Genomic DNA, 19,666 nt, shown 5'->3' with positions numbered 1-19,666 from the left:
AAGAGGCCAGCCCTGTCACCCACAAAACCTCAAACCTCCGCCGCTCTGCGCTGCACGAACCGATCGACATACTCATCCGCCGGCGAGTGCAGGATCTCTCGCGGCGTGCCGACCTGAATCAGCTTGCCGTCCTTGAGGATCGCAATGCGGTTGCCGATGCGCACGGCCTCGTCGAGGTCGTGGGTGATGAAAACGATGGTCTTGTGCAGGGTCTTTTGCAGCTCCAGCAACTGGTCCTGCATTTCCGCGCGGATCAGCGGGTCGAGGGCGCTGAAGGCTTCGTCCATGAGGATGATGTCGGTATCGGCCGCTAAGGCACGGGCCAGGCCGACGCGCTGGCGCATGCCGCCGGAGAGCTGGTGCGGGTATTTGTTCTCGTAGCCTTTCAGGCCGACGGTGTTGATCCAGTGCAGCGCGCGCTCGGCGCACACCTGCTTGCTTTCGCCGCGCACTTTCAAGCCATAGGCGACGTTGTCCAACACGCTCTTGTGGGGAAGCAGGCCGAAGCTTTGGAAGACCATGCTGATCTTGTGCCGACGAAATTCGCGCAGGGCGTCCATGTCCAGCTGCAGGATGTCCTCGCCGTCCACCAGGATGGCGCCGCTGGTTGGGTCGATCAGCCGGTTGAAATGGCGCACCAGGGTGGATTTTCCGGAGCCCGACAGGCCCATGATCACGAAGATCTCGCCGGTGCCGATGCTCAGCGACAGGTCGTTCACGCCGACCACGCAGCCGGTCTCGGCCAGCACCTGGTCCTTGGTCTTGTTCTGACGGATCAGCGCCAGGGCTTCCTTGGAGCGGTTGCCGAAAATCTTGAAGACATTTTTGACTTCGATCTTGCTGATGACTTCGTTGCTCATTTGCTCACCTCGTGCCGCGGACGACCATAGGCCTGGGTAATGCGGTCGATGACCACGGCGAGAATCACGATGGCCAGCCCCGCTTCCAGGCCGCGCCCGACGTTGAGCGTCTGGATGCCCACCAGCACGTCTTCACCCAGGCCACGGGCGCCGATCATCGAGGCGATGACCACCATCGACAGGGCCATCATGGTGGTCTGGTTGATCCCGGCCATGATGCTCGGCAGGGCCAGGGGCAGCTGTACGCCGAACAGCTGTTGCCAGCGATTGGCGCCAAAGGCGTTGATGGCCTCCATGACTTCGCCGTCCACCTGGCGGATGCCCAGGTCGGTGAGGCGAATCAACGGTGGCGCGGCATAGATCACCGTGGCGAAAATCGCCGGGACCTTGCCCAGGCCAAACAGCATCAACACCGGAATGAGGTACACGAAGCTGGGCATCGTCTGCATGATGTCCAGCAACGGCATCAGCACCGAACGCAGGCGGTTGCTGCGCGCCGAGAGGATGCCCAGCGGGATGCCGATCATCACCGAGATCAGCGTCGCCACCAGCATCAGCGCGAGGGTCTGCATCAGTTTGTCCCACAGGCCCACCGCACCCACCAGGAACAGCAGGCCGACGATCACCGCCGTAGCGACGACCTTGCGGGTGGCGTGCCAGGCAACGCCGCCGACGATGGCCAGCATCAGCCACCAGGGTGCCATGCGCAGCAGGCCTTCAAGGCTGACGATGGCCCACAGCAACGTGTCGGAGATCTGCCGGAACACATCGCCATAGTTGGTCACCAGGGCGTCGACCCAACCGTTGACCCAGTCGGCGATGGAGAAGGTAAAGCTTTCGGGAAACATAAGAGACTCTCGATCAGGTGGATGCGGTGAACGTCCCGGCCCGCCCTTTGGCTGGCCGGGAAATATTCGACCTACAGAGCCGCGTCGATTTTCTTGGCTGCGTCTTCGCTGACCCAGGCATGCCAGACTTCAGGATGTTCCTTTAGGAAGATCTTCGCCAGTTTCGGCGACTCGATCCGCTCTTTGGCCATGCGGCCGAGGTTCTGGTTCAGGATATCGATCGGCAGGTTGACCTTTTCCAGCACAGCCACCAGCTCCGGGGCTTCGTCGTGGAAGGTCTTGGACAGGCCGACCTTGATGCTCACGCTTTTATCCACGCCCGGTTTTTCTTCCAGTTTCACCAGGTCCACCTGGCCCATCAGCGGCGTCGGCGACCAGTAGTAGAACAGGATCGGCTCGCCACGCTTGTAGCTCGACAGCACGGCTGCATCCAGCGCCGGGCCGGTGCCCGGACGGAAGTTGGTATAAGTCTTTTCCAGGCCGTAGCTCTTCAGCATTTCGCTGTTGTCCAGCTCGCACGTCCAGCCGGCCGGGCAGTTGTAGAAGCGACCCTTGGACGGTTCCTCCGGGTCCTTGAACACGGCGGCGTACTGGCCGAGGTCGGCGATGTTCTTCAGGCCTGGCGCCTTGGCTTCCAGCTTGCGCTTGGCATCGCCTTCGATCACGTAGCGTGGCACGTACCAGCCTTCGATGGCCCCCACCACCGGCGCACCGACGCCCACCACCTTGCCGGCCTTCTCGGCCTTGTTCCACACTTCGCTGCGGCCGACCCACTCTTCGGCGAACACCTGGATGTCGTTGCTGCTCAGGGCATTTTCCATGGTGATGGAGTTGCCGGGCAGGCTATCGGTCTTGCAGCCGTAACCCTTGTCCAGCACCACTTGCATCACGTCGGTCAGCAGCATGCCGCTTTCCCAGTTCAGGCCGGCGAACTTCACCGGTTTGCCCGACTCGCACCAGCCTGCCGCTTGCGTGGCGCCGGCACTGGCCAGCAGGCCCATGGACAGCAATGTGGTCAGCAGGGTCTTGTTCGATTTCATTATGTGACGCTCCTAATCAGTTGGATTGGCTTACGGCAGTCAAGAGGCATCCAGCCCTGTCAACGTCCCATCAGACCGCTTGGATGCGGCCCGCCCTGCTCGGTTGTGCGTCAACCGCGTCCTGCTCGACCGGCAGGATCAATTGATCGGGTACGGCGCTGTGCCATTTTCTAGCGATGACGTAGTACAGCACCGCCGGAACCACCAAGCCGATGATCCACGAGATATCCACACCGCCCATGGCTTCCACCAGCGGACCGGTATAGAACTTGGTGGCGATGAACGGCAACTGGACCAGTACGCCGAAGACGTAGACGCTAATACCCAGTGCGTTCCAACGACCGTAGCGACCGTTCGGATCGGCGAGTGCCGGCACGTCATAGCGCTCACGGGTTATGCAGTAGTAGTCCACCAGGTTGATCGCGCTCCAAGGCGTAAAGAACGCCAGCAGGAACAGGATGAAGGACTTGAACGCACCGAGGAACGAGTGCTGGCCGAGCAGCGCGATCAGGGTCGCGGCGCCGACAATGAACAGCACGAACACCAGGCGTTGCACCCGCGTTACGTTCAGGTGACCACGGAAACCGCTGATGATGGTCGCAATGCACATGAAGCTGCCGTAGGAGTTCAGCGTGGAAATGGTGACCTTGCCGAACGCGATGCTGAAATACAGCAGCGCGGCGGTAGCGCCGGTGCCACCCAGGCCAACGATGTAGGCCACTTCGTGGCCGGCGAACTGCCCGTTGGCCGAGGCGGCGGCAAACACACCGAGGATCATCGCCACCTGCGCGCCGATGACTGAACCTGCGCCTGCGGCAAAGAAGGTTTTCACCGAGGACGTCTTGCTCGGCAGGTAACGCGAGTAGTCCGCGACGTAGGGGCCGAAGGCGATCTGCCAAGAGGCCGCGAGCGACACCGCAAGCAGGAAACTGCTCCAACTGAAGTGGCGGATCTGTAGGAGTGCGCCCACATCCGTATGGCTGATCAGGCGAGCGAACAGGTAAACGAAGGCGATCACACCGATGATGCTGGCGACACGGCCGATCCAGTGAATCACCCGATAACCAAGCACCGTGACCAACACGATGACACTGGCGAAAATGAGGATGCCGACACTGTCGCTGACGCCAAACAACTGGCCCAGCGCCTGGCCGGATAGCACGGTGCCCGTTGCGGTGAAACCCAGGTACATCAGGCACACCAGCACGATCGGGATGGCCGCGCCATATACACCAAACTGCACCCGGCTGGAGATCATCTGCGGCAGCCCGAGCTTTGGCCCTTGGGCGGCGTGCAACGCCATGACACCACCGCCGAGCAACTGGCCGATCAGCAAACCGATCAACGACCAGAACACATCCCCCCCCAACACCACCGCCAACGCACCGGTGACAATGGCGGTGATCTGCAGATTGGCCCCCATCCAGAGGGTGAACTGGCTAAACAGATGACCGTGTCTTTCCCCTTCCGGGATGTAGTCGATCGAGCGCTTCTCGATCAACGGCTTGCTGCTATCGCGTGTGCTGGTGACAGCCATGGTTCAACCTCTGTGGATTGTTCTGGTTCGAACGATGCTCTTATTTGTGGGAGCGAGCCTGCTCGCGATGAGGCCGACACATTCGATACATGCGTTGGCTGACAGGCCGCCATCGCGAGCAGGCTCGCTCCCACAGTTTTTGCACTTACTTGCCAGTGATCATCGGCAGGTTGAGCCCCTGCTCCTTCGCGCAATCGATCGCGATCTGGTAACCGGCGTCGGCGTGGCGCATCACGCCAGTGCCCGGGTCGTTATGCAGTACGCGAGCAATCCGTTCGGCCGCTTCGTCGGTGCCATCGCAGACAATCACCATGCCCGAATGCTGGGAGAAGCCCATGCCGACGCCGCCGCCGTGGTGCAGCGAAACCCAGGTCGCGCCGCTGGCGGTGTTGAGCAATGCGTTGAGCAGTGGCCAGTCGGAAACGGCGTCGGAACCGTCCTGCATGGATTCGGTTTCGCGGTTCGGGCTGGCCACGGAACCGGAGTCCAGGTGATCGCGGCCGATGACGATCGGCGCCGACAACTCGCCGCTGCGGACCATCTCGTTGAACGCCAGGCCCAACTTGGCGCGTTGGCCCAGGCCAACCCAGCAGATCCGCGCCGGCAAGCCTTGGAAGCTGATGCGCTCGCGAGCCATGTCCAACCAGTTGTGCAGGTGGGCGTCGTCGGGGATCAGTTCCTTGACCTTGGCGTCGGTCTTGTAGATGTCCTGCGGGTCACCGGACAGCGCCGCCCAACGGAACGGGCCAATACCGCGGCAGAACAGAGGACGGATGTAGGCCGGGACGAAACCCGGGAAGTCGAATGCGTTTTCCACGCCTTCTTCCTGGGCCATCTGACGGATGTTGTTGCCGTAGTCGAAGGTCGGCACGCCCATTTTCTGGAATTCGAGCATCGCTTTGACGTGGACGGCCATCGATTGCTTGGCGGCCTTTACCACGGCGGCGGGTTCAGTCTTGGCGCGGGCACGGTATTCGTCCCAGGTCCAGCCGGCAGGCAAGTAACCATTGAGTGGGTCGTGGGCGCTGGTCTGGTCTGTGACCATGTCCGGGCGCACACCACGACGGACCATTTCTGGCAGGATTTCAGCCGCGTTCCCACACAGTGCGATGGAAATCGCCTTGCCTTCGGCGGTGTATTTCTCGATGCGCGCCAGGGCGTCGTCCAGATCCTTGGCTTGTTCGTCGACGTAACGGGTTTTCAGGCGGAAATCGATACTCACCTGCTGGCACTCGATGTTCAGCGAGCACGCACCGGCCAAAGTCGCGGCCAACGGTTGCGCGCCGCCCATGCCGCCGAGGCCGGCGGTCAGGACCCAGCGGCCCTTGAGGTTGGAGTCGTAATGCTGCCGGCCGGCCTCGACGAAGGTTTCATACGTGCCTTGCACGATGCCCTGGCTGCCGATGTAGATCCAGCTGCCGGCGGTCATCTGGCCGTACATGGCCAGGCCCTTGGCGTCGAGCTCGTTGAAGTGCTCCCAACTGGCCCAGTGCGGCACCAGGTTGGAGTTGGCGATCAGTACGCGCGGGGCGTTGCTGTGGGTCTTGAACACGCCCACCGGCTTGCCGGACTGCACCAGCAGGGTTTCATCGTCATTCAGATGGGTGAGGCTTTCGACGATCTTGTCGTAGCACTCCCAGTTGCGCGCCGCGCGCCCGATGCCACCGTAGACCACCAGCTCCTTGGGGTTCTCGGCCACTTCCGGGTCGAGGTTGTTCATCAGCATGCGCAGCGGCGCTTCGGTCAGCCAGCTCTTGGCGGTCAGCGTGTTACCGCGAGGGGCACGGATTTCAACGTCACGGTATTTTTCAGGTTTGCGGGTAGCGTCGGTCACAGCAAAAACTCCTCAGCGATCAATCCAGACCAGCCCGGGCAGTGGGCAGCGATTAAGCGAACGTAGCGTTGAATGCAGAGGACTCATACGCATACGTCTTTACTTGTATGTACAAGCATATGCAATCAAGCGGCCAACTTGTTGAAGGGCTAATCAAGAAAAATTGAAGAATCGGCGAGAAGCCTCGTAATAGAAGGGCCGCCAAGCTGCATGAAATTTTTGGAAGAGGTTTTTGGGAAGCAATCAGAAGGGCATAAAAGCGTGGTATTGCGCCACGCTGGGGCGTTCGGTAACAAGTTGGTGCGCCAGAAGGAACAACGAACACACCTTTTGTGGCGAGGCGCCTTAGTGGGCCGTCAGCTCGATCACGCAGCATTGGCCGTGGGTGGTGATGTCCAGCAGCCCAGCGTTACCGCTCAGTTGCAGGCAGTCATAAAGCCCCAGTGCCTCGACAGTTTCATCCATCTTGACCCTCAGCGTCGGAGCGGCACTGAACACCAATACCGTTCCCGCCTCGCTGAAAAAACGCTGCTGGCCGCCCAGCCATTGCAGCCGCGCGCGGTAACGTTGCGGCGCGTAGATCAGGTTGAAGTCGCGAATCGGCCCCTCCAGCAGCGTGCACTGCACTTGGCTCTCGCCGCTGAAGGCAAAGGGATCCAGCGAATGCAGCGGCCGCGTCGCGTGGCCATCGACAGTCAGCGTCATGCCGCCACCTTGCAAGACCGTGATGATCCGTTCGTAGCCAGCGAAGGTGGAAAAACCACCCGATTCACCGATATCGGCAATGGACAGGCGCCAGCCGAAACCTTCCAGGCCGGTGCCGGCATCGCGGGTGATTTCCTCGGTGCTGCCACCGCCGTTTTTCCACGGCATGGACGGGTAATCCGCTGCGCGTAAAACCTTCAATTGGCTCATTTGTGGAAACGCCCTTCCAGACTGTGACGCGAGCCCGGATGGATCAGGCGTGCGGCGGTCACCGGCTGGCGACCTGACCAGGTACGACGACGGATCAACAGGCACGGCTCGCCCCGCTCGATCTGCAACAGCTTGCATTCACTCGGCTCCGCCAGGATCGCCTCGACCACATGCTCACCTTCGGTCAGCGGCGCAACCTGGTTCAGGTAGGCATAAGGCGTTTGTTGAGTGAAGTCCTGCTTGAGGTAATCAGGCGCCACCAGCGCGTTGACGAAACGGTCCTCGATTTGCACAGGAATGTCGTTTTCGAAATGCACGATCAACGAATGGAATACCTTCTGGCCTTCGCGCATGTCCAGGGCCAGCGCCCGCTCGGAACCGGCGGCCTCTTCTTCCAGGGTGATGACCTTGCACGTATGGCGATGACCACGGGAGGCGATTTCATCCGCAATGTTATGCACTTCGAACAGTGCGGACTGGCTCTTGGGCTCGGCGACGAACGTGCCGACGCCTTGCATGCGCACCAGCAGGCCATCAGCGGTCATTTCCCGCAGGGCCCGGTTGATGGTCATGCGGCTGAAGCCCAACTGGCTGACCAGTTCGCTTTCCGATGGCACACGGTAATGTGGCGGCCAGTTTCCACTGTCGATCTGCTGGGTGATCATTTGTTTGACGCGGGCGTACAAGGGCGCCGGACTGTCACCCATGGTTGCGGCCAGCGGCGGTTTGGCAGGCGGAGTCGGCACGGCGTATTCCTGTTCTGCGAATGTTGATGACTAGCTTGCCGGAGTTTACCGGGCAGGCAAACGTCTGTATATGTATATACAAATTACACGCAACGAGGTTCAACCGATGTCCGCCTTCTTTGCCGAGCGTGCGCTGCTGCCTGATGGATGGGCCAATGATGTACGCCTCGAGGTCAACGCCGAGGGCGTCTTGACCCATGTCCAGGCCGATTTCCACGCAAACGGCGCCGAACGGCTCGGCGGTCCCCTGCTCCCGGGCATGCCGAACCTGCATTCCCATGCGTTCCAGCGGGCCATGGCCGGGCTGGCGGAAGTGGCGGGCAATCCCAATGACAGTTTCTGGACATGGCGCGACTTGATGTACCGCCTCGTCGGCAAAATCAGCCCCGACCAGCTCGGCGTCATCGCCCGACAGCTTTACATCGAAATGCTCAAGGCCGGCTATACATCGGTTGCCGAATTCCATTACGTACACCATGACACCGACGGCAGGCATTACGCCGATCCGGCCGAACTGGCCTTGCGTATCAGCCAGGCCGCCGGTGACGTGGGCATTGGCTTGACGCTGCTGCCGGTGCTTTACAGCCATTCCGGTTTTGGCGGCCAAGAGCCCAACGACGGGCAGCGCCGGTTCATCAACAGCACCGAAAACTACCTGAAGCTTCAGTCACGCTTGCAGCCGATCCTGGCCGGGCAACCGTCCCAGGCGTTGGGCCTGTGCTTCCACTCGCTGCGCGCCGTGACACCCGGGCAGATCCACGATGTGCTGGCCGCCAGCGACCGCGATTGCCCCGTGCATATCCACATCGCCGAACAGCAAAAGGAGGTTGACGACTGCTTGAGCTGGAGCGGCGTGCGTCCGCTGCAATGGCTGTATGAAAATGCCGAGGTGGATCAACGCTGGTGCCTGGTTCATGCCACCCACGCCAATCCAAAGGAAGTCAGCCTGATGGCCAAGAGCCGGGCAATTGCCGGTCTGTGCCTGACCACGGAAGCCAATCTGGGTGACGGAATTTTTCCGGCCGTGGATTTCCTAGCCCAAGGCGGGCGGATGGGCATCGGCTCTGACAGCCATGTGTCGTTGAGCGTCGTGGAGGAATTACGCTGGCTGGAATACGGCCAGCGGCTGCGGGACCAGCGCCGCAACCGGTTGTACCGAACGGATCAGCCGATGGTCGGGCGTACCCTGTATGACGCCGCACTGGACGGTGGCGCCCAGGCGTTGGGCCAACCGATCGGCGCATTGGAAGTCGGCAAGCGCGCCGACTGGCTGGTGCTCGATGGCAATGATCCTTACCTGGCCACGGCGACCGGTGACGGCATTCTCAATCGTTGGCTGTTTGCGGGCGGCGATCGCCAGGTGCGCGATGTGATGGTCGGCGGAAAATGGCAGGTTCGCGACGGCCGTCATGCCGGCGAAGAAGAAAGCGCCCGAGCGTTTACCCGGGTGCTGCGCGAACTGCTGGGCTGACGACAATTCAATGTGGGAGCGAGCTTGCTCGCGATAGCGGATTTTCCATCAACATCTATGTTGACGGTAAAGGCCTCATCGCGAGCAAGCTCGCTCCCACAGGTGTTCTACTACATCAGTCCGAAGTCTTGGCCATCTGCCGGTCCGACGCACGCCAGACCAACCGCGTCGTGTCGTAGCCCTGCTGGCGCGCCTTGCTCAGCAGTTCTTCGCGCACATCGACATTGACCGTTGGCGTGCGCGACAGCAACCACATGTAACGCCGGCTCGGATCGCCAACGATGGCGGTCTTGTAGTCATCACTGACATACAAGACCCAATATTCTCCCTTCGCCACACCCGGCAGGATCCGCGAGAACCAGGTGTCGAATTCGACCCAGAGCTTGTCGGTCTTGCCTGGCACCTGCGGGTAAGCGGTGCCCCGGGCTTCTTCCCACTTCCAATCGGAAGTCAGGCAGCGGTTGAACACATCCACGTTGCCGTCGGGCTTGAGTGTGTAATGGGCTTCGGATTGCGCGCAGTTGCGCTGGAAATACATCGGTAGGCGGGCCAGCTCGTACCAGGTCCCTTGGTAACGCTTGAGATTGACACTGTTGACGGTCTTGGGCGCCAACGGGTCTACGCCAGAAGTGGCACAGCCGGCCAATACCAGGCCAGCCAAAAGCACAAAAACTAACCGCATCATTATTTTTTTCTCCCGTGGGCGCTTGGCCCCGGTTTACTTCAGGTTACTTCAGGCCTTGGCCGGAAAACATCAACACTTTGTCACCGGCGTACTGCACGCTGATAAAGCTTTTCTGGTCGCCCCAGGTGCAGCTGGACATGCCGAGCGCGCCCGAACAGTCAGTCGGCTTCCCCAGCAACGTCTCGACTTCGGCCTTGGGCATGCCCGCCGACAGCTTCGAGTAGTTTTCCTGGTTGACCTTGCTGCATGCGGTCAATACGACGCACATGAACAGCAGGGCGATAGATCGCAGCGACATGGTGTAACTCCTGGAGCGGAAGGGAGGTGGCAGGGTGCCAACCTGAACCTTAGAAGAGAAAACCCCTATCTGGTTCCCCGACGCCCCCAGTATTTATTGGTTGTTCCGAGGGTATTCGACGGGTGAAACAACCGAACGGTGACGCCGTCGTGCCTTTCGTCGGGATGAGTCCATCGACACCTGATGCGCCGGGCCTGCGGGCCGATAAAAAGTAACAGCGTAAATTCCTGTGTTATGGCAAATTGACGCCCCTTTTTGACCCGTCCCTCCGCGGTAGCGTTCTTAATGACCAGAAACATGAAATTTAGCCACAAAATCCTGTTGGCTGCCGCCCTTGTGGTGGCCGTCGCATTCGCCTGTTTCATCCTGTTCAACGATTACCGCCAACGACAAAGTCTGTATTCCAGCACCGAGACCTCCATGCAGGAGATCGGCAGCCTGACCAGCCGCAATATCCAGACGTGGGTCGAAGGCCGGATCCAACTGCTGCAATCGCTGGCCCAGCAAATCGCCATCGATGGCAGCAGTGCCGACAGCCTGAAACGCGCGGTGGGCCTGCCTGCCTACACCGGCAATTTTCAGCTCAGCTATTTTGGCGGCACCGACGGCGTAATGTTTTCGGTGCCGGCCGGCAATCGCGCCGCCGACTACGACCCGCGCGCCCGTGGCTGGTACAAGGCCGCCAACAGCGCCCAACAGACCGTCGTCACCGAACCCTACATCGCCGCGTCTTCGGGCAAGCTTGTGATCACCGTTGCCACGCCGGTACAGCGCCAGAACCAGATGATCGGCGTGGCGGGGGCGGACATCGACCTGACCAGCGTCAGCGCCATCATCAACTCGCTGAACTTCGGCGGACATGGTCATGCGTTCATCGTCAGCGCCGATGGCAAGATCCTCGTCCACCCTGACAGCAAGCGCGTGCTCAAGACCCTCGCCGAGGCCTATCCCAACGGTGCGCCGCAAGTCAGCCCGGGCATGAAGGAAGTCGAGCTCGACGGCAAGACCCAGTTCATTTCCTTTACCCGAGTCGCCGGCGTACCCGGCGCCGACTGGTACGTGGCGCTGGTGCTCGACAAGAGCGCGGCGCTGGCGATGCTCAGCGAGTTCCGCACCTCGGCCCTGATTGCCATGGTCATTGCCGTGGTGTTCATCATCGCCCTGCTGAGGTGCTCATCCGTGTATTGATGCAACCGCTGCTGATCATGGGCCGCGCCATGCATGACATCGCCGAAGGCGAAGGCGACCTGACCCGCCGCCTGACCATCCACGGCCATGATGAATTCGGCGCGCTGGGCACTTCGTTCAACCGTTTCGTCGAGCGTATCCACGCTTCGATCCGCGAAGTGGCTTCCGCAACGGGCCAGGTCAATGAAGTCGCCCTGCGTGTCGTCAGCGCCTCCAATTCGTCGATGTACAACTCCGACCAGCAAGCCTCGCGCACCAGCAGCGTGGCCGCGGCCATCAACCAGCTTGGCGCCGCAGCCCAGGAAATTGCCCAGAATGCCGCCCTCGCCTCGCAGCACTCCAGCGAGGCCCGCAACCTGGCCGAAGATGGCCAGCAAGTGGTGGATAAAACCATCACGGCGATGCAACAGCTGTCAGCCAAGATCAGCGATTCTTGCGGCAACATCGAAACCCTGAACAGCAACACGGTGAACATCGGCCAGATTCTCGAAGTGATCACCAGCATTTCCCAGCAGACCAACCTGCTTGCCCTGAACGCCGCCATCGAAGCGGCCCGGGCCGGTGAAGCCGGTCGCGGCTTCGCGGTCGTCGCCGACGAAGTGCGCAACCTGGCCCACCGCACCCAGGATTCGGCGCAGCAAGTGCAGAAGATGATCGAAGAGTTGCAAGTCGGCGCGCGGGAAGCGGTGCTGACCATGACCGATAGCCAGCGCCAGAGCGAAAGCAGCGTCGGCATCGCCAACCAGGCCGGCGAACGACTGGGCAGCGTGACCCAGCGCATCGGCGAGATCGACGGCATGAACCAGTCCGTGGCCACCGCCACCGAAGAACAGACCGCCGTGGTGGAATCGATCAACGTCGACATCAATGAAATCAACACGCTGAACCAGGAAGGCGTGGAAAACCTGCAAGCCACCTTGCGGGCCTGTTCCGACCTGGAACAGCAGGCGGCGCGGTTGAAGCAGTTGGTGGGTAGTTTCCGGATCTAGTGCTCTCAAGGGCCCTTTCGCGAGCAAGCCCGCTCCCACAGTAGATCTTCAGCGGACGCGCTTTTTGCGCTCAAACAGAAACCCAATGTGGGAGCGAGCCTGCTCGCGATGGCAACAGCAGCCACGACGCAATTTAGAACCTGGACCCAGGCCTGCTCAAAAACTCCAGCTCATCCGCCGTGGATTCACGCCCCAACACCGCATTGCGATGGGGAAAACGTCCGAACCGGGCAATGATCTTCTGATGCCGTTCGGCATAATCCAGGTTGTCTTCGAACACCGCGCGCTGCGCCTCGGGTTGCTCCCGGACCAGTTTGACGAACCGCGACACGGCTTCGTTCTGCACCGCGAGGTTTTCGCAATGTTCGAGGACGAGGTAGATGAAGACACGCTGGATTGGCCGCAGTTGCTGGTCGAAACCTGCCGTCAGGCCTTGGGCCACCAACGCTTGGGCACGCAAGTCGCCGGAAAAGCTTTTGGGCGTGTTGCGAAAGATCATACGCGGGAGCTGATCCAGTAGCAGCACCAGGGCCAGCCAACCTTCCGGGCGTTGCGCCCAATCGGTCAATCCGCCGGCCAGTGCTTGCTCGACCTGTTCGCCGAAGCGCTCTTGCGCCTGGCGATCATGGCCTTTGCCAAACCACAGCTTGCCCTTGTCAGCCGCTATTTCGTCCGGCGTTTGGGCTGTGCCAAACCACCAATCGAGCAACGGCTGCCAAGGCCCGGTCATGGTTTACTCCTTGTGGTAAGCCGTGGCGCGTGCCACTTCTTCTTTCGAACCGAGGAATACCGCAACTCGCTGGTGCAGGCCCTCAGGCTTGATGTCGAGGATGCGCTGGCGACCGTCGGTGGAAGCGCCACCCGCCTGCTCTACCAGGAACGACATCGGGTTGGCTTCGTACATCAGGCGCAGCTTGCCCGGCTTGGACGGCTCGCGGCTGTCGCGCGGGTACATGAACAGACCGCCTCGGGTCAGGATGCGGTGTACATCGGCAACCATCGCGGCCACCCAGCGCATGTTGTAGTTCTTTTTCAGCGGGCCTTCTTCACCGGCCAGCAACTCGCTGACGTAGCGTTGTACCGGAGCTTCCCAGTGACGCTGGTTGGACATGTTGATGGCGAATTCCTGGGTGGTTTCAGGAATGGTGATGTCTTCGTGGGTCAGGACGAAACTGCCCATCTCGCGGTCCAGGGTGAAGCCTTTCACGCCGTCGCCCAGGGTCAGCACCAGCATGGTCTGAGGACCGTAGATGGCGTAACCGGCGGCGACTTGCTCGGTGCCGGGCTGCAGGAAGGCCTTTTCATTCAAGGCTTCGTTCTGGCTCAGGTATTCGTTCGGGCAACGCAGTACCGAGAAGATTGTGCCGACCGGCGCATTGATGTCGATGTTCGACGAGCCGTCCAACGGGTCGAATACCAGCAGGTAGGCGCCTTTCGGGTATTTGCCCGGGATCTGGTAGGCATTGTCCATTTCCTCGGACGCCATGCCGGCCAGGTGACCGCCCCACTCGTTGGCTTCCAGCAGGATTTCGTTGGAGAGCACGTCGAGCTTCTTCTGCACTTCGCCCTGCACGTTCTCGGTGCCCATGCTGCCCAGGACACCGCCCAGCGCGCCCTTGGACACGGCGTGGCTGATCTCCTTGCATGCACGCGCCACCACTTCGATCAAAAAGCGCAGATCGGCAGGGGTATTGTTGCTGCGGGTCTGCTCAATCAAATAGCGACTCAAGGTAACGCGGGACATGGACGGCTCCGAAGAATAGGGGGCGGAAAACCCGCGCAGTTTAGCGCGAGTCGGGACTTAATTCCTCCTATGAGACGGGATATGGAGGATTGAGTTCACGGGGTGGGGCCCGCTTGGGTATTTATGTTGATTGACAAGGCGCCATCGCGACCAAGCTCGCTTCCACAAGTTGACCGAGTTGCTCTAACGAATGCGGTCTATTGTGGGAGCGAGCTTGCTCCGGGCGGCGATCCGACGATGAACACACCTCAGTTCTTGACCGGCGGCTTGCGCAACAGGCTGAACGCCATCGCCGCGAGGAACAGCACGCTCAGTAGCAACACCGCCCACAAGCCCATTTTCTTCCAGTTGGTGTCAACGACCGCAGGCACCGCTTCAACCGTTGGCGTCAACGTAGTGGTTCCGTTCACCTTCGCCGCACCCAGCGCCGCCAGGCGTGACGGTTTGTAATCCGGAATCAGCGTGGTCAACGGCAAGTTGGCCGCCTTTACCGTCGCGCTGCCCAGTGCCAGCTGGTATGGCCCTTCGCCCCGTGCCAGGAACACCACCTGGGTCGCACGCACGGCAAAACGCAGCGCAGGCGCTTCGGTGCCCAGACCGCCGCCGCGCTCATCCACCGTCAGCTTCAATTGTTGAACGGTCTGGCCGGACAACTGCAGCTGGTTTTGCTGCACGTCCTGACCGTTCTGGGTCAGGCGATAGAGCAAGCCACCGCCCATCGGCTGCCACGGATGGCTGCTTTCACGGCGACCGGCCAGGGTCACCGGCGCCAGGCTGTTGGCCTGGCTGAGCTCCACCTGCACCTGCTCGATGTCCAGCCCCATCGGCAACTGCCATGTGTACTCACCGGCCTTCGTCGTATTGCCGGCAAGCGGTTGCGACCAGACCAACGGCAGCGGCAGGCTTTCGCGGCTGGCGCTTTGCAGTTGGGCTGAGGTCAGCACCGGCGCCGAGGACGGAGAATCCCACAGCAACCGCAAGTACCGCGCCGATTGCCCGGGCAGGTTCACTTCGTGCTGCTCGACCCGCTCATCGGCAAATGTCAGCCGGGCGACCTGCCCTTCCCCCCAGGCCTGCCAATGCTGCAAGTCATCGCTGGCTTCGATGGTGAAGCGCTGGAAGCCGTCGCGCTCGCTGGTCCAGTCGAGAATCAACTGCTGCAACGGTGCCTTGATTGCGCTGGCATCGAGCAGCCAGCCGCGCAGTTCTTCTTCCCCCGCTTCGAGTCGGCTGGACGGCTGCACTTGCACCAACGTGCCGTTGGCGTTCGATTGCACCCGCACGCTGGGCGCGCGCTCGCTGTCGTCCGCGGCGTTGTACAACGGGAACCACTTCACATCGGTGAGGGTGCGATTCTCCCGGCTCTGAGCCGACTCGCGCAACAACGCATAGGCCTGGGCCTGCCCGGCGGCGTTGAAGACCCGCAGGTCACTGAGGTCGGTTTGCCGCGCCTGCAACTGGACGTCCAACGGTAACGGCAAGCGATACCACGGCCCCTCGCCGCTCAAGGCCAACGGCACCTGATGGGCAAAATCCTGCGGTTGCTCCTGCGCCGTCGCCGACAAGGCTGCCCACAGCCCGACCACGCCCAACCCGATTCGACTTAACTTGCGACTCAAGACGACACTCCCTCACTGACAGGCATCGGCGGCTCGGCATCGGCGGCCGGCTCCGGACGTTTCGGTGGCAGCGGCGCAAAATAGCCGACCACCAGCAACAACACGCCCACCCCAATAAACGACACGATCCGCGCCAGACCGCCACGGTTACTCAATTCGACGAAGAACAGCTTGGCCACGACGACAGCAATCAACGCGGCGCCGATCAGCCACACCTCACGGCGATGGCGCAGGTGACCGCCGATCATCAGGCCCAAGGCAATCAAGGTCCAGACGATGGACAGACCGGCCTGCACGAACATGGATTCAAGCAACGCATCCAGTTCGTACGCAACCCCCATCCACTGGTGCGCACAGCGCATCACCACGGCAGTGAAGAACGCGAACAGCGACACACCGGCGGTCAACTGAGCGATATGCCCGACGCGACTCCAACGGTTTGTCGACTGCTCCACGGCGTTGCGGGCCCACACGTAAATACCGAACAAGGCGAACAGCAGGCCCAGCTCCAAGGGATTGAGCAACGGCACATAGGGCAGTGGCTCAGAGTTGCCGTCACTGAAGGTGTTGGTCAGCCAGAACCAACCGAGCATCAACAGCGCCATCGGTGCCGCCGCGTAGACTCGGTATTCGCGCGGTTGAGCCGATACCGGCCAGGGCAAGCTGCGCGGCGTTGACACCAGCACCAGGTAAAGGCTCGGCAGGATCGCCCAGGCCAACCAGCGCCAGGCGTTGTATTGCTCAGACAGCAACAGCAGGCCGTAACGCAGCTCCAGCATCAACACCGTCATCAGCAGCCAGCAGCCGAGCACATGAGCCGTACTGCGCGCCTGGGCCGGCAGTATCGGCGCGAGCCGTTTCAAGGACATGAAATGCACGGCGAACACCGCAAGCCAGGCCAGCCAACCGAAATCCGCCGCCGGGTGGTAACGGCTGTGCCCGGTCGCCACCAGCACACAGCCCGCCGCCGGGATCAGCAAGGTGCCCAACAGCCCCAGCGCCGGCCATTTCAAACGCAGCGACAAGACGCTCCACACCGCCACGCTGGCCGCCGCCACCATCAGCAACAAGCTGCCTTGCAGGTTGGCCGGGGCAAAGCGCAGCACTTCGCTGACCCATGCCAGCGCCCACCAACCGGCACCCCAAATCAGCAACAGCTCGGACAGGCGCCGCAAACTCAAGGCGTCGAGCTCCTTCGCCGAATGCGCCCGTTGCAGCCGCCATGCACCCACCAGCGCCGCCAGTCCCAGAACCAATGGTGTCCAGAAACCGCTGTGGGCCAGCGGGCGAAGATCCTCGGCATCGAGCGCCCCCAACAGCGCCGGCCCCGCAGTGAGGAACGCCGCACCGCCCAGCAATTGCAGCAGCAAGCCAAAGACAAAACTCACCCGCTGCTTCAGGTACAGGCTCAACCAGATGATCAACAGGCCGCTGGCCGCCCACACGCCGCTCGCCGTTTGCCAAGGCAGGACGAAGAGCACCGCGAGATTGATCAGCACCAGTCCCGCCAGCAACACCACCGACAAGCCACGCAGCAACCGCACATCGTTGCGCACCATGTCGTCGCGCGCCGCCAGCAGCATGCCGCCGATCAATGCCAGGCCAATCAGCGAAGCACTGAGCAAACCGCTCCAGCCAGCGCTGAACACGGCCGTCGAATCCCCGTCCGCACCTTGCAGGCGCACCAGGAACAACGCACCGCCCAGCAGTTGCACGGCGAACGCCGTAAACAAGAAGCTACGTGATTGCAGGCGCAGGCCAACGAACAGCGTCGCCAGGCCGGCCAATGCCCAAGCGATGGCGGTGCCGTGGGTGGAGAAGAACAGAGGAGCCAGCAAATAAAGGAAGCCCAGGCCCAGCACCGCCAGCACGGGTTGGCCCTGGCGCTCCCAGCTCGCGATATGGTCAGGCTCTGCCTTGCGCGACTGATAGAAGCTGAACAGCAAGGCACCACCGAGCATCAACGCACCCAGCCACGAACCTTCCAGCAGGCTGCCTTCACCTGAATGCAATTCGCTGACGAAGGCCAGCGCCGAACCCAATTGCAGCAACAGGGCAAAGACTCGCGCGAAGGGCCGTTGTTGGCGCAGGCCCAGCCAGAAGATGCCGGCGCCCTCCACCGCCCATGCCGCGGCAGTCCAACGGGCATCGAGGCCGAGCGGAATCGCCAGACTGCTGAAAATCACGCCCAAGGCGAGGCAGGTTTCAGCCAGCAGCACGGCGCGACCGCCCATCAATACGCGGGCCAGACCCATGTAGATCATGCCCAGGGCCAAAGCACTGAACGCTGCGGCGAATTCCAGGTGCTGGACCAACGCGAACTGCAAACCGAAGCCTACCAACGGAGGGCCGAACAGCATGCTGCCATCGACGTAGTCACCCTTGCGGGCCGACCAGCGCAACATCGCATCGCGGCTGTCATCGTCGGGTCCATCGCTCATTTCCATCAGCTTGCGCCGGGTGAACAGCAAGCCGATCACCAAATACATCAGGAAAAACACAATGAGGAACGGTTCGGTGCTCCACAACAATTCCGGCGTATAGGAACGCAAACCCCAGGCGAAACCAATGCCGAAAGTACCAACAAAGCCAATCAGGTTGAGCAGGCGCCAGGCTTTGAACCAAGCAATCGCGAGGATGCCGGCGTTGAGCAGGATGAAATAGCTGAACAGCCCGACGTGGTTGCCACTGCCGGTGGAGGTGAGGATCGGCGCGGCAAACCCGCCCAGCGCCGCGGCCGCCGCCAGGCCCATGGCATTCTGGGTGACCGCCAGGATCGCCGAGAACACCGTGACCGCCACCAGCAAGGCCAGCGCTGCCTTGGAATCGAGCAATGGATGCAGGCGCATGGCGGCAAACACGGTCAGGTACAGCACCGCAATGCCCGTGCCTTGGAGCATCAATGCATAACTGTTGTTACGTTGGCGCAACCACCAGCCCAGGCCCAACAGGCCCAGCGCGCTGGCCGCGACGCCGGCATAGCGCAATTCGATCGGCACCACCATGCCTTCGGTGGCGTAGCGCAACAGGAATGCCAGGCCGAGGAATAACAACACCACCCCGACCCGCAACACGGTATTACCGCCGAACAGCCAGTTGCGCGCGGCGGTGATGGCGCGATCGAGCAGATTCGGGCCACGGGGAACCGCAGGCGCAGGCGACGTCGATTCAAGGGGCAACGGCGCAAAGTCACGATTGGAGGGACGGCTGGAAGCGGCCGGCGCAGGGCTCCAGATTTCATCAGGCAACGGCTGGCTGGCCTGGGTGCTCATGACGGAGATGGGTTCGAGGTCTGGCGGCAGTTCCCAGACCAGCTCCGGCTCGGTGCGGGCTTCGGGTTTTGGAGCCTGGGGCGCGACGGCCTCGGCCGCCGGCGCCGGATCACTCGGCTGGGCGGCCTTGCCGCGTTCGAGCACCGCCAGCCGCGCTTCCAAGGTGAGCAGACTCTGCTGGGCCTCTTGCAACAGGATTTGTTGCTTGGCCGCCTGGATACCCAAGCGCCCCAGTCGAAACGACTGGGCGATGCCGAGCCCGACCAACGCGCCTATCAGCGCATCGGCGAACGACTCGTCCACCACCCAGCCGAGTGCCAGGCCCAACAGTGTCAAAATCCATTGCATATGGTCGATATCCCTAAGCGGCCCCTAGCGGGCATGACCGGGAGGATGCGGTGCCTGGATCAGTCTAGTGGAAACCCCAAAACCCTGTGGGAGCGAGCTTGCTCGCGATGGCGTCGTTTCAGGCGACAGTGATCTTGCCTGACATGCCGCTATCGCGAGCAAGCTCGCTCCCACAGTGGATCGTTGGCGCTTCCAGTACTGAATCCGGCTTCACAACCCGGCGAATCAGGCGCTTAGTATATCGACGAAGCCCAACCGTCGTTGGGCTTCGC

General features: G+C 61.6%; 16 protein-coding genes. 3 read left to right on the top strand and 13 right to left on the bottom strand.

Annotated elements, in window-relative coordinates:
- Positions 1-29 precede the first annotated feature (29 nt).
- The 7 genes from J3P76_RS01865 to hutC form a co-directional block, all read right to left on the bottom strand.
- The gene (locus tag J3P76_RS01865; RefSeq protein WP_434608229.1) at positions 30-860 is read right to left on the bottom strand and encodes a quaternary amine ABC transporter ATP-binding protein; all 831 of its coding nucleotides are present in this window, start codon (positions 858-860) and stop codon (positions 30-32) included.
- Positions 857-1,708, bottom strand: a complete 852-nt coding sequence (locus tag J3P76_RS01860) for an ABC transporter permease (protein WP_420767009.1) — start codon at positions 1,706-1,708, stop codon at positions 857-859. Before J3P76_RS01860 ends, J3P76_RS01865 begins: the two co-directional genes overlap by 4 nt.
- Before the next feature lie 71 nt (positions 1,709-1,779).
- The gene (locus J3P76_RS01855; protein ID WP_434627985.1) at positions 1,780-2,748 is read right to left on the bottom strand and encodes an ABC transporter substrate-binding protein; all 969 of its coding nucleotides are present in this window, start codon (positions 2,746-2,748) and stop codon (positions 1,780-1,782) included.
- 70 nt (positions 2,749-2,818) lie between these two features.
- Positions 2,819-4,285, bottom strand: a complete 1,467-nt coding sequence (locus J3P76_RS01850) for a purine-cytosine permease family protein (RefSeq protein WP_420767007.1) — start codon at positions 4,283-4,285, stop codon at positions 2,819-2,821.
- A 145-nt stretch (positions 4,286-4,430) separates the two neighbouring features.
- Positions 4,431-6,119 carry a urocanate hydratase gene (hutU, locus tag J3P76_RS01845; protein WP_420767006.1) on the bottom strand — a complete coding sequence of 563 codons (1,689 nt, stop codon included), beginning with the start codon at positions 6,117-6,119 and terminating at the stop codon, positions 4,431-4,433.
- Positions 6,120-6,464: 345 nt separating this feature from the next.
- Positions 6,465-7,034 carry a HutD/Ves family protein gene (locus J3P76_RS01840; protein WP_434649247.1) on the bottom strand — a complete coding sequence of 190 codons (570 nt, stop codon included), beginning with the start codon at positions 7,032-7,034 and terminating at the stop codon, positions 6,465-6,467.
- Positions 7,031-7,741, bottom strand: a complete 711-nt coding sequence (gene hutC, locus J3P76_RS01835; protein WP_305501386.1) for a histidine utilization repressor — start codon at positions 7,739-7,741, stop codon at positions 7,031-7,033. The genes J3P76_RS01840 and hutC overlap by 4 nt, the downstream gene beginning before the upstream one ends.
- Positions 7,742-7,886: 145 nt before the next feature.
- Here hutC and J3P76_RS01830 point away from each other — a divergent pair, with 145 nt between their 5' ends.
- Entirely contained in the window at positions 7,887-9,251 is a 1,365-nt protein-coding gene (locus J3P76_RS01830) for a formimidoylglutamate deiminase (RefSeq protein ID WP_434608240.1), read from the top strand.
- Positions 9,252-9,366: 115 nt separating this feature from the next.
- Here the strand turns inward: J3P76_RS01830 and J3P76_RS01825 are convergent, their stop codons facing one another.
- Together J3P76_RS01825 and J3P76_RS01820 are read right to left on the bottom strand one after the other, a co-directional pair.
- Positions 9,367-9,936 (bottom strand): lipocalin family protein, encoded by a 570-nt coding sequence (locus J3P76_RS01825; RefSeq protein WP_420767003.1) that lies wholly within the window; start codon positions 9,934-9,936, stop codon positions 9,367-9,369.
- Between the two features lie 43 nt (positions 9,937-9,979).
- Positions 9,980-10,234, bottom strand: a complete 255-nt coding sequence (locus J3P76_RS01820; protein ID WP_003186715.1) for a hypothetical protein — start codon at positions 10,232-10,234, stop codon at positions 9,980-9,982.
- A gap of 297 nt (positions 10,235-10,531) precedes the next feature.
- On the opposite strand from J3P76_RS01820, the gene J3P76_RS01815 reads away from it, so the two are divergent.
- Positions 10,532-11,422 (top strand): cache domain-containing protein, encoded by an 891-nt coding sequence (locus J3P76_RS01815; RefSeq protein ID WP_434701445.1) that lies wholly within the window; start codon positions 10,532-10,534, stop codon positions 11,420-11,422.
- Positions 11,422-12,411: a methyl-accepting chemotaxis protein gene (locus J3P76_RS01810; protein ID WP_434701444.1), complete on the top strand. Its 990-nt coding sequence runs from the start codon at positions 11,422-11,424 to the stop codon at positions 12,409-12,411. The genes J3P76_RS01815 and J3P76_RS01810 overlap by 1 nt, the downstream gene beginning before the upstream one ends.
- A 133-nt stretch (positions 12,412-12,544) precedes the next feature.
- On the opposite strand, the gene J3P76_RS01805 is transcribed toward J3P76_RS01810, so the two are convergent.
- The 4 genes from J3P76_RS01805 to J3P76_RS01790 form a co-directional block, all read right to left on the bottom strand.
- Positions 12,545-13,141, bottom strand: coding sequence for a DUF924 family protein (locus J3P76_RS01805; protein ID WP_434608244.1), 597 nt, complete (start codon positions 13,139-13,141; stop codon positions 12,545-12,547).
- Between the two features lie 3 nt (positions 13,142-13,144).
- Positions 13,145-14,155 carry a class 1 fructose-bisphosphatase gene (locus J3P76_RS01800; protein WP_420767001.1) on the bottom strand — a complete coding sequence of 337 codons (1,011 nt, stop codon included), beginning with the start codon at positions 14,153-14,155 and terminating at the stop codon, positions 13,145-13,147.
- 248 nt (positions 14,156-14,403) lie between these two features.
- Positions 14,404-15,774: a DUF3999 domain-containing protein gene (locus J3P76_RS01795; RefSeq protein WP_434608246.1), complete on the bottom strand. Its 1,371-nt coding sequence runs from the start codon at positions 15,772-15,774 to the stop codon at positions 14,404-14,406.
- On the bottom strand, positions 15,771-19,394 hold the full coding sequence (locus tag J3P76_RS01790; protein WP_434608248.1) for a DUF2339 domain-containing protein: 3,624 nt from the start codon (positions 19,392-19,394) through the stop codon (positions 15,771-15,773). Before J3P76_RS01790 ends, J3P76_RS01795 begins: the two co-directional genes overlap by 4 nt.
- Positions 19,395-19,666: the final 272 nt, after the last annotated feature.

It is taken from the genome of Pseudomonas sp. D1-36 (genome assembly GCF_051132205.1).
Classification (GTDB): Bacteria; Pseudomonadota; Gammaproteobacteria; order Pseudomonadales; family Pseudomonadaceae; genus Aquipseudomonas.
This window is presented reverse-complemented; position numbering and strand designations above follow the sequence as displayed.

Coding starts and splice junctions, on each gene's coding strand:
- J3P76_RS01865 (WP_434608229.1), bottom strand. CDS start 860: ATGAGCAACGAAGTCATCAGCAAGATCGAAGTCAAAAATGTCTTCAAG.
- J3P76_RS01860 (WP_420767009.1), bottom strand. CDS start 1,708: ATGTTTCCCGAAAGCTTTACCTTCTCCATCGCCGACTGGGTCAACGGT.
- J3P76_RS01855 (WP_434627985.1), bottom strand. CDS start 2,748: ATGAAATCGAACAAGACCCTGCTGACCACATTGCTGTCCATGGGCCTG.
- J3P76_RS01850 (WP_420767007.1), bottom strand. CDS start 4,285: ATGGCTGTCACCAGCACACGCGATAGCAGCAAGCCGTTGATCGAGAAG.
- J3P76_RS01840 (WP_434649247.1), bottom strand. CDS start 7,034: ATGAGCCAATTGAAGGTTTTACGCGCAGCGGATTACCCGTCCATGCCG.
- hutC (WP_305501386.1), bottom strand. CDS start 7,741: ATGGGTGACAGTCCGGCGCCCTTGTACGCCCGCGTCAAACAAATGATC.
- J3P76_RS01830 (WP_434608240.1), top strand. CDS start 7,887: ATGTCCGCCTTCTTTGCCGAGCGTGCGCTGCTGCCTGATGGATGGGCC.
- J3P76_RS01825 (WP_420767003.1), bottom strand. CDS start 9,936: ATGATGCGGTTAGTTTTTGTGCTTTTGGCTGGCCTGGTATTGGCCGGC.
- J3P76_RS01820 (WP_003186715.1), bottom strand. CDS start 10,234: ATGTCGCTGCGATCTATCGCCCTGCTGTTCATGTGCGTCGTATTGACC.
- J3P76_RS01815 (WP_434701445.1), top strand. CDS start 10,532: ATGAAATTTAGCCACAAAATCCTGTTGGCTGCCGCCCTTGTGGTGGCC.
- J3P76_RS01810 (WP_434701444.1), top strand. CDS start 11,422: ATGCAACCGCTGCTGATCATGGGCCGCGCCATGCATGACATCGCCGAA.
- J3P76_RS01805 (WP_434608244.1), bottom strand. CDS start 13,141: ATGACCGGGCCTTGGCAGCCGTTGCTCGATTGGTGGTTTGGCACAGCC.
- J3P76_RS01800 (WP_420767001.1), bottom strand. CDS start 14,155: ATGTCCCGCGTTACCTTGAGTCGCTATTTGATTGAGCAGACCCGCAGC.
- J3P76_RS01790 (WP_434608248.1), bottom strand. CDS start 19,394: ATGCAATGGATTTTGACACTGTTGGGCCTGGCACTCGGCTGGGTGGTG.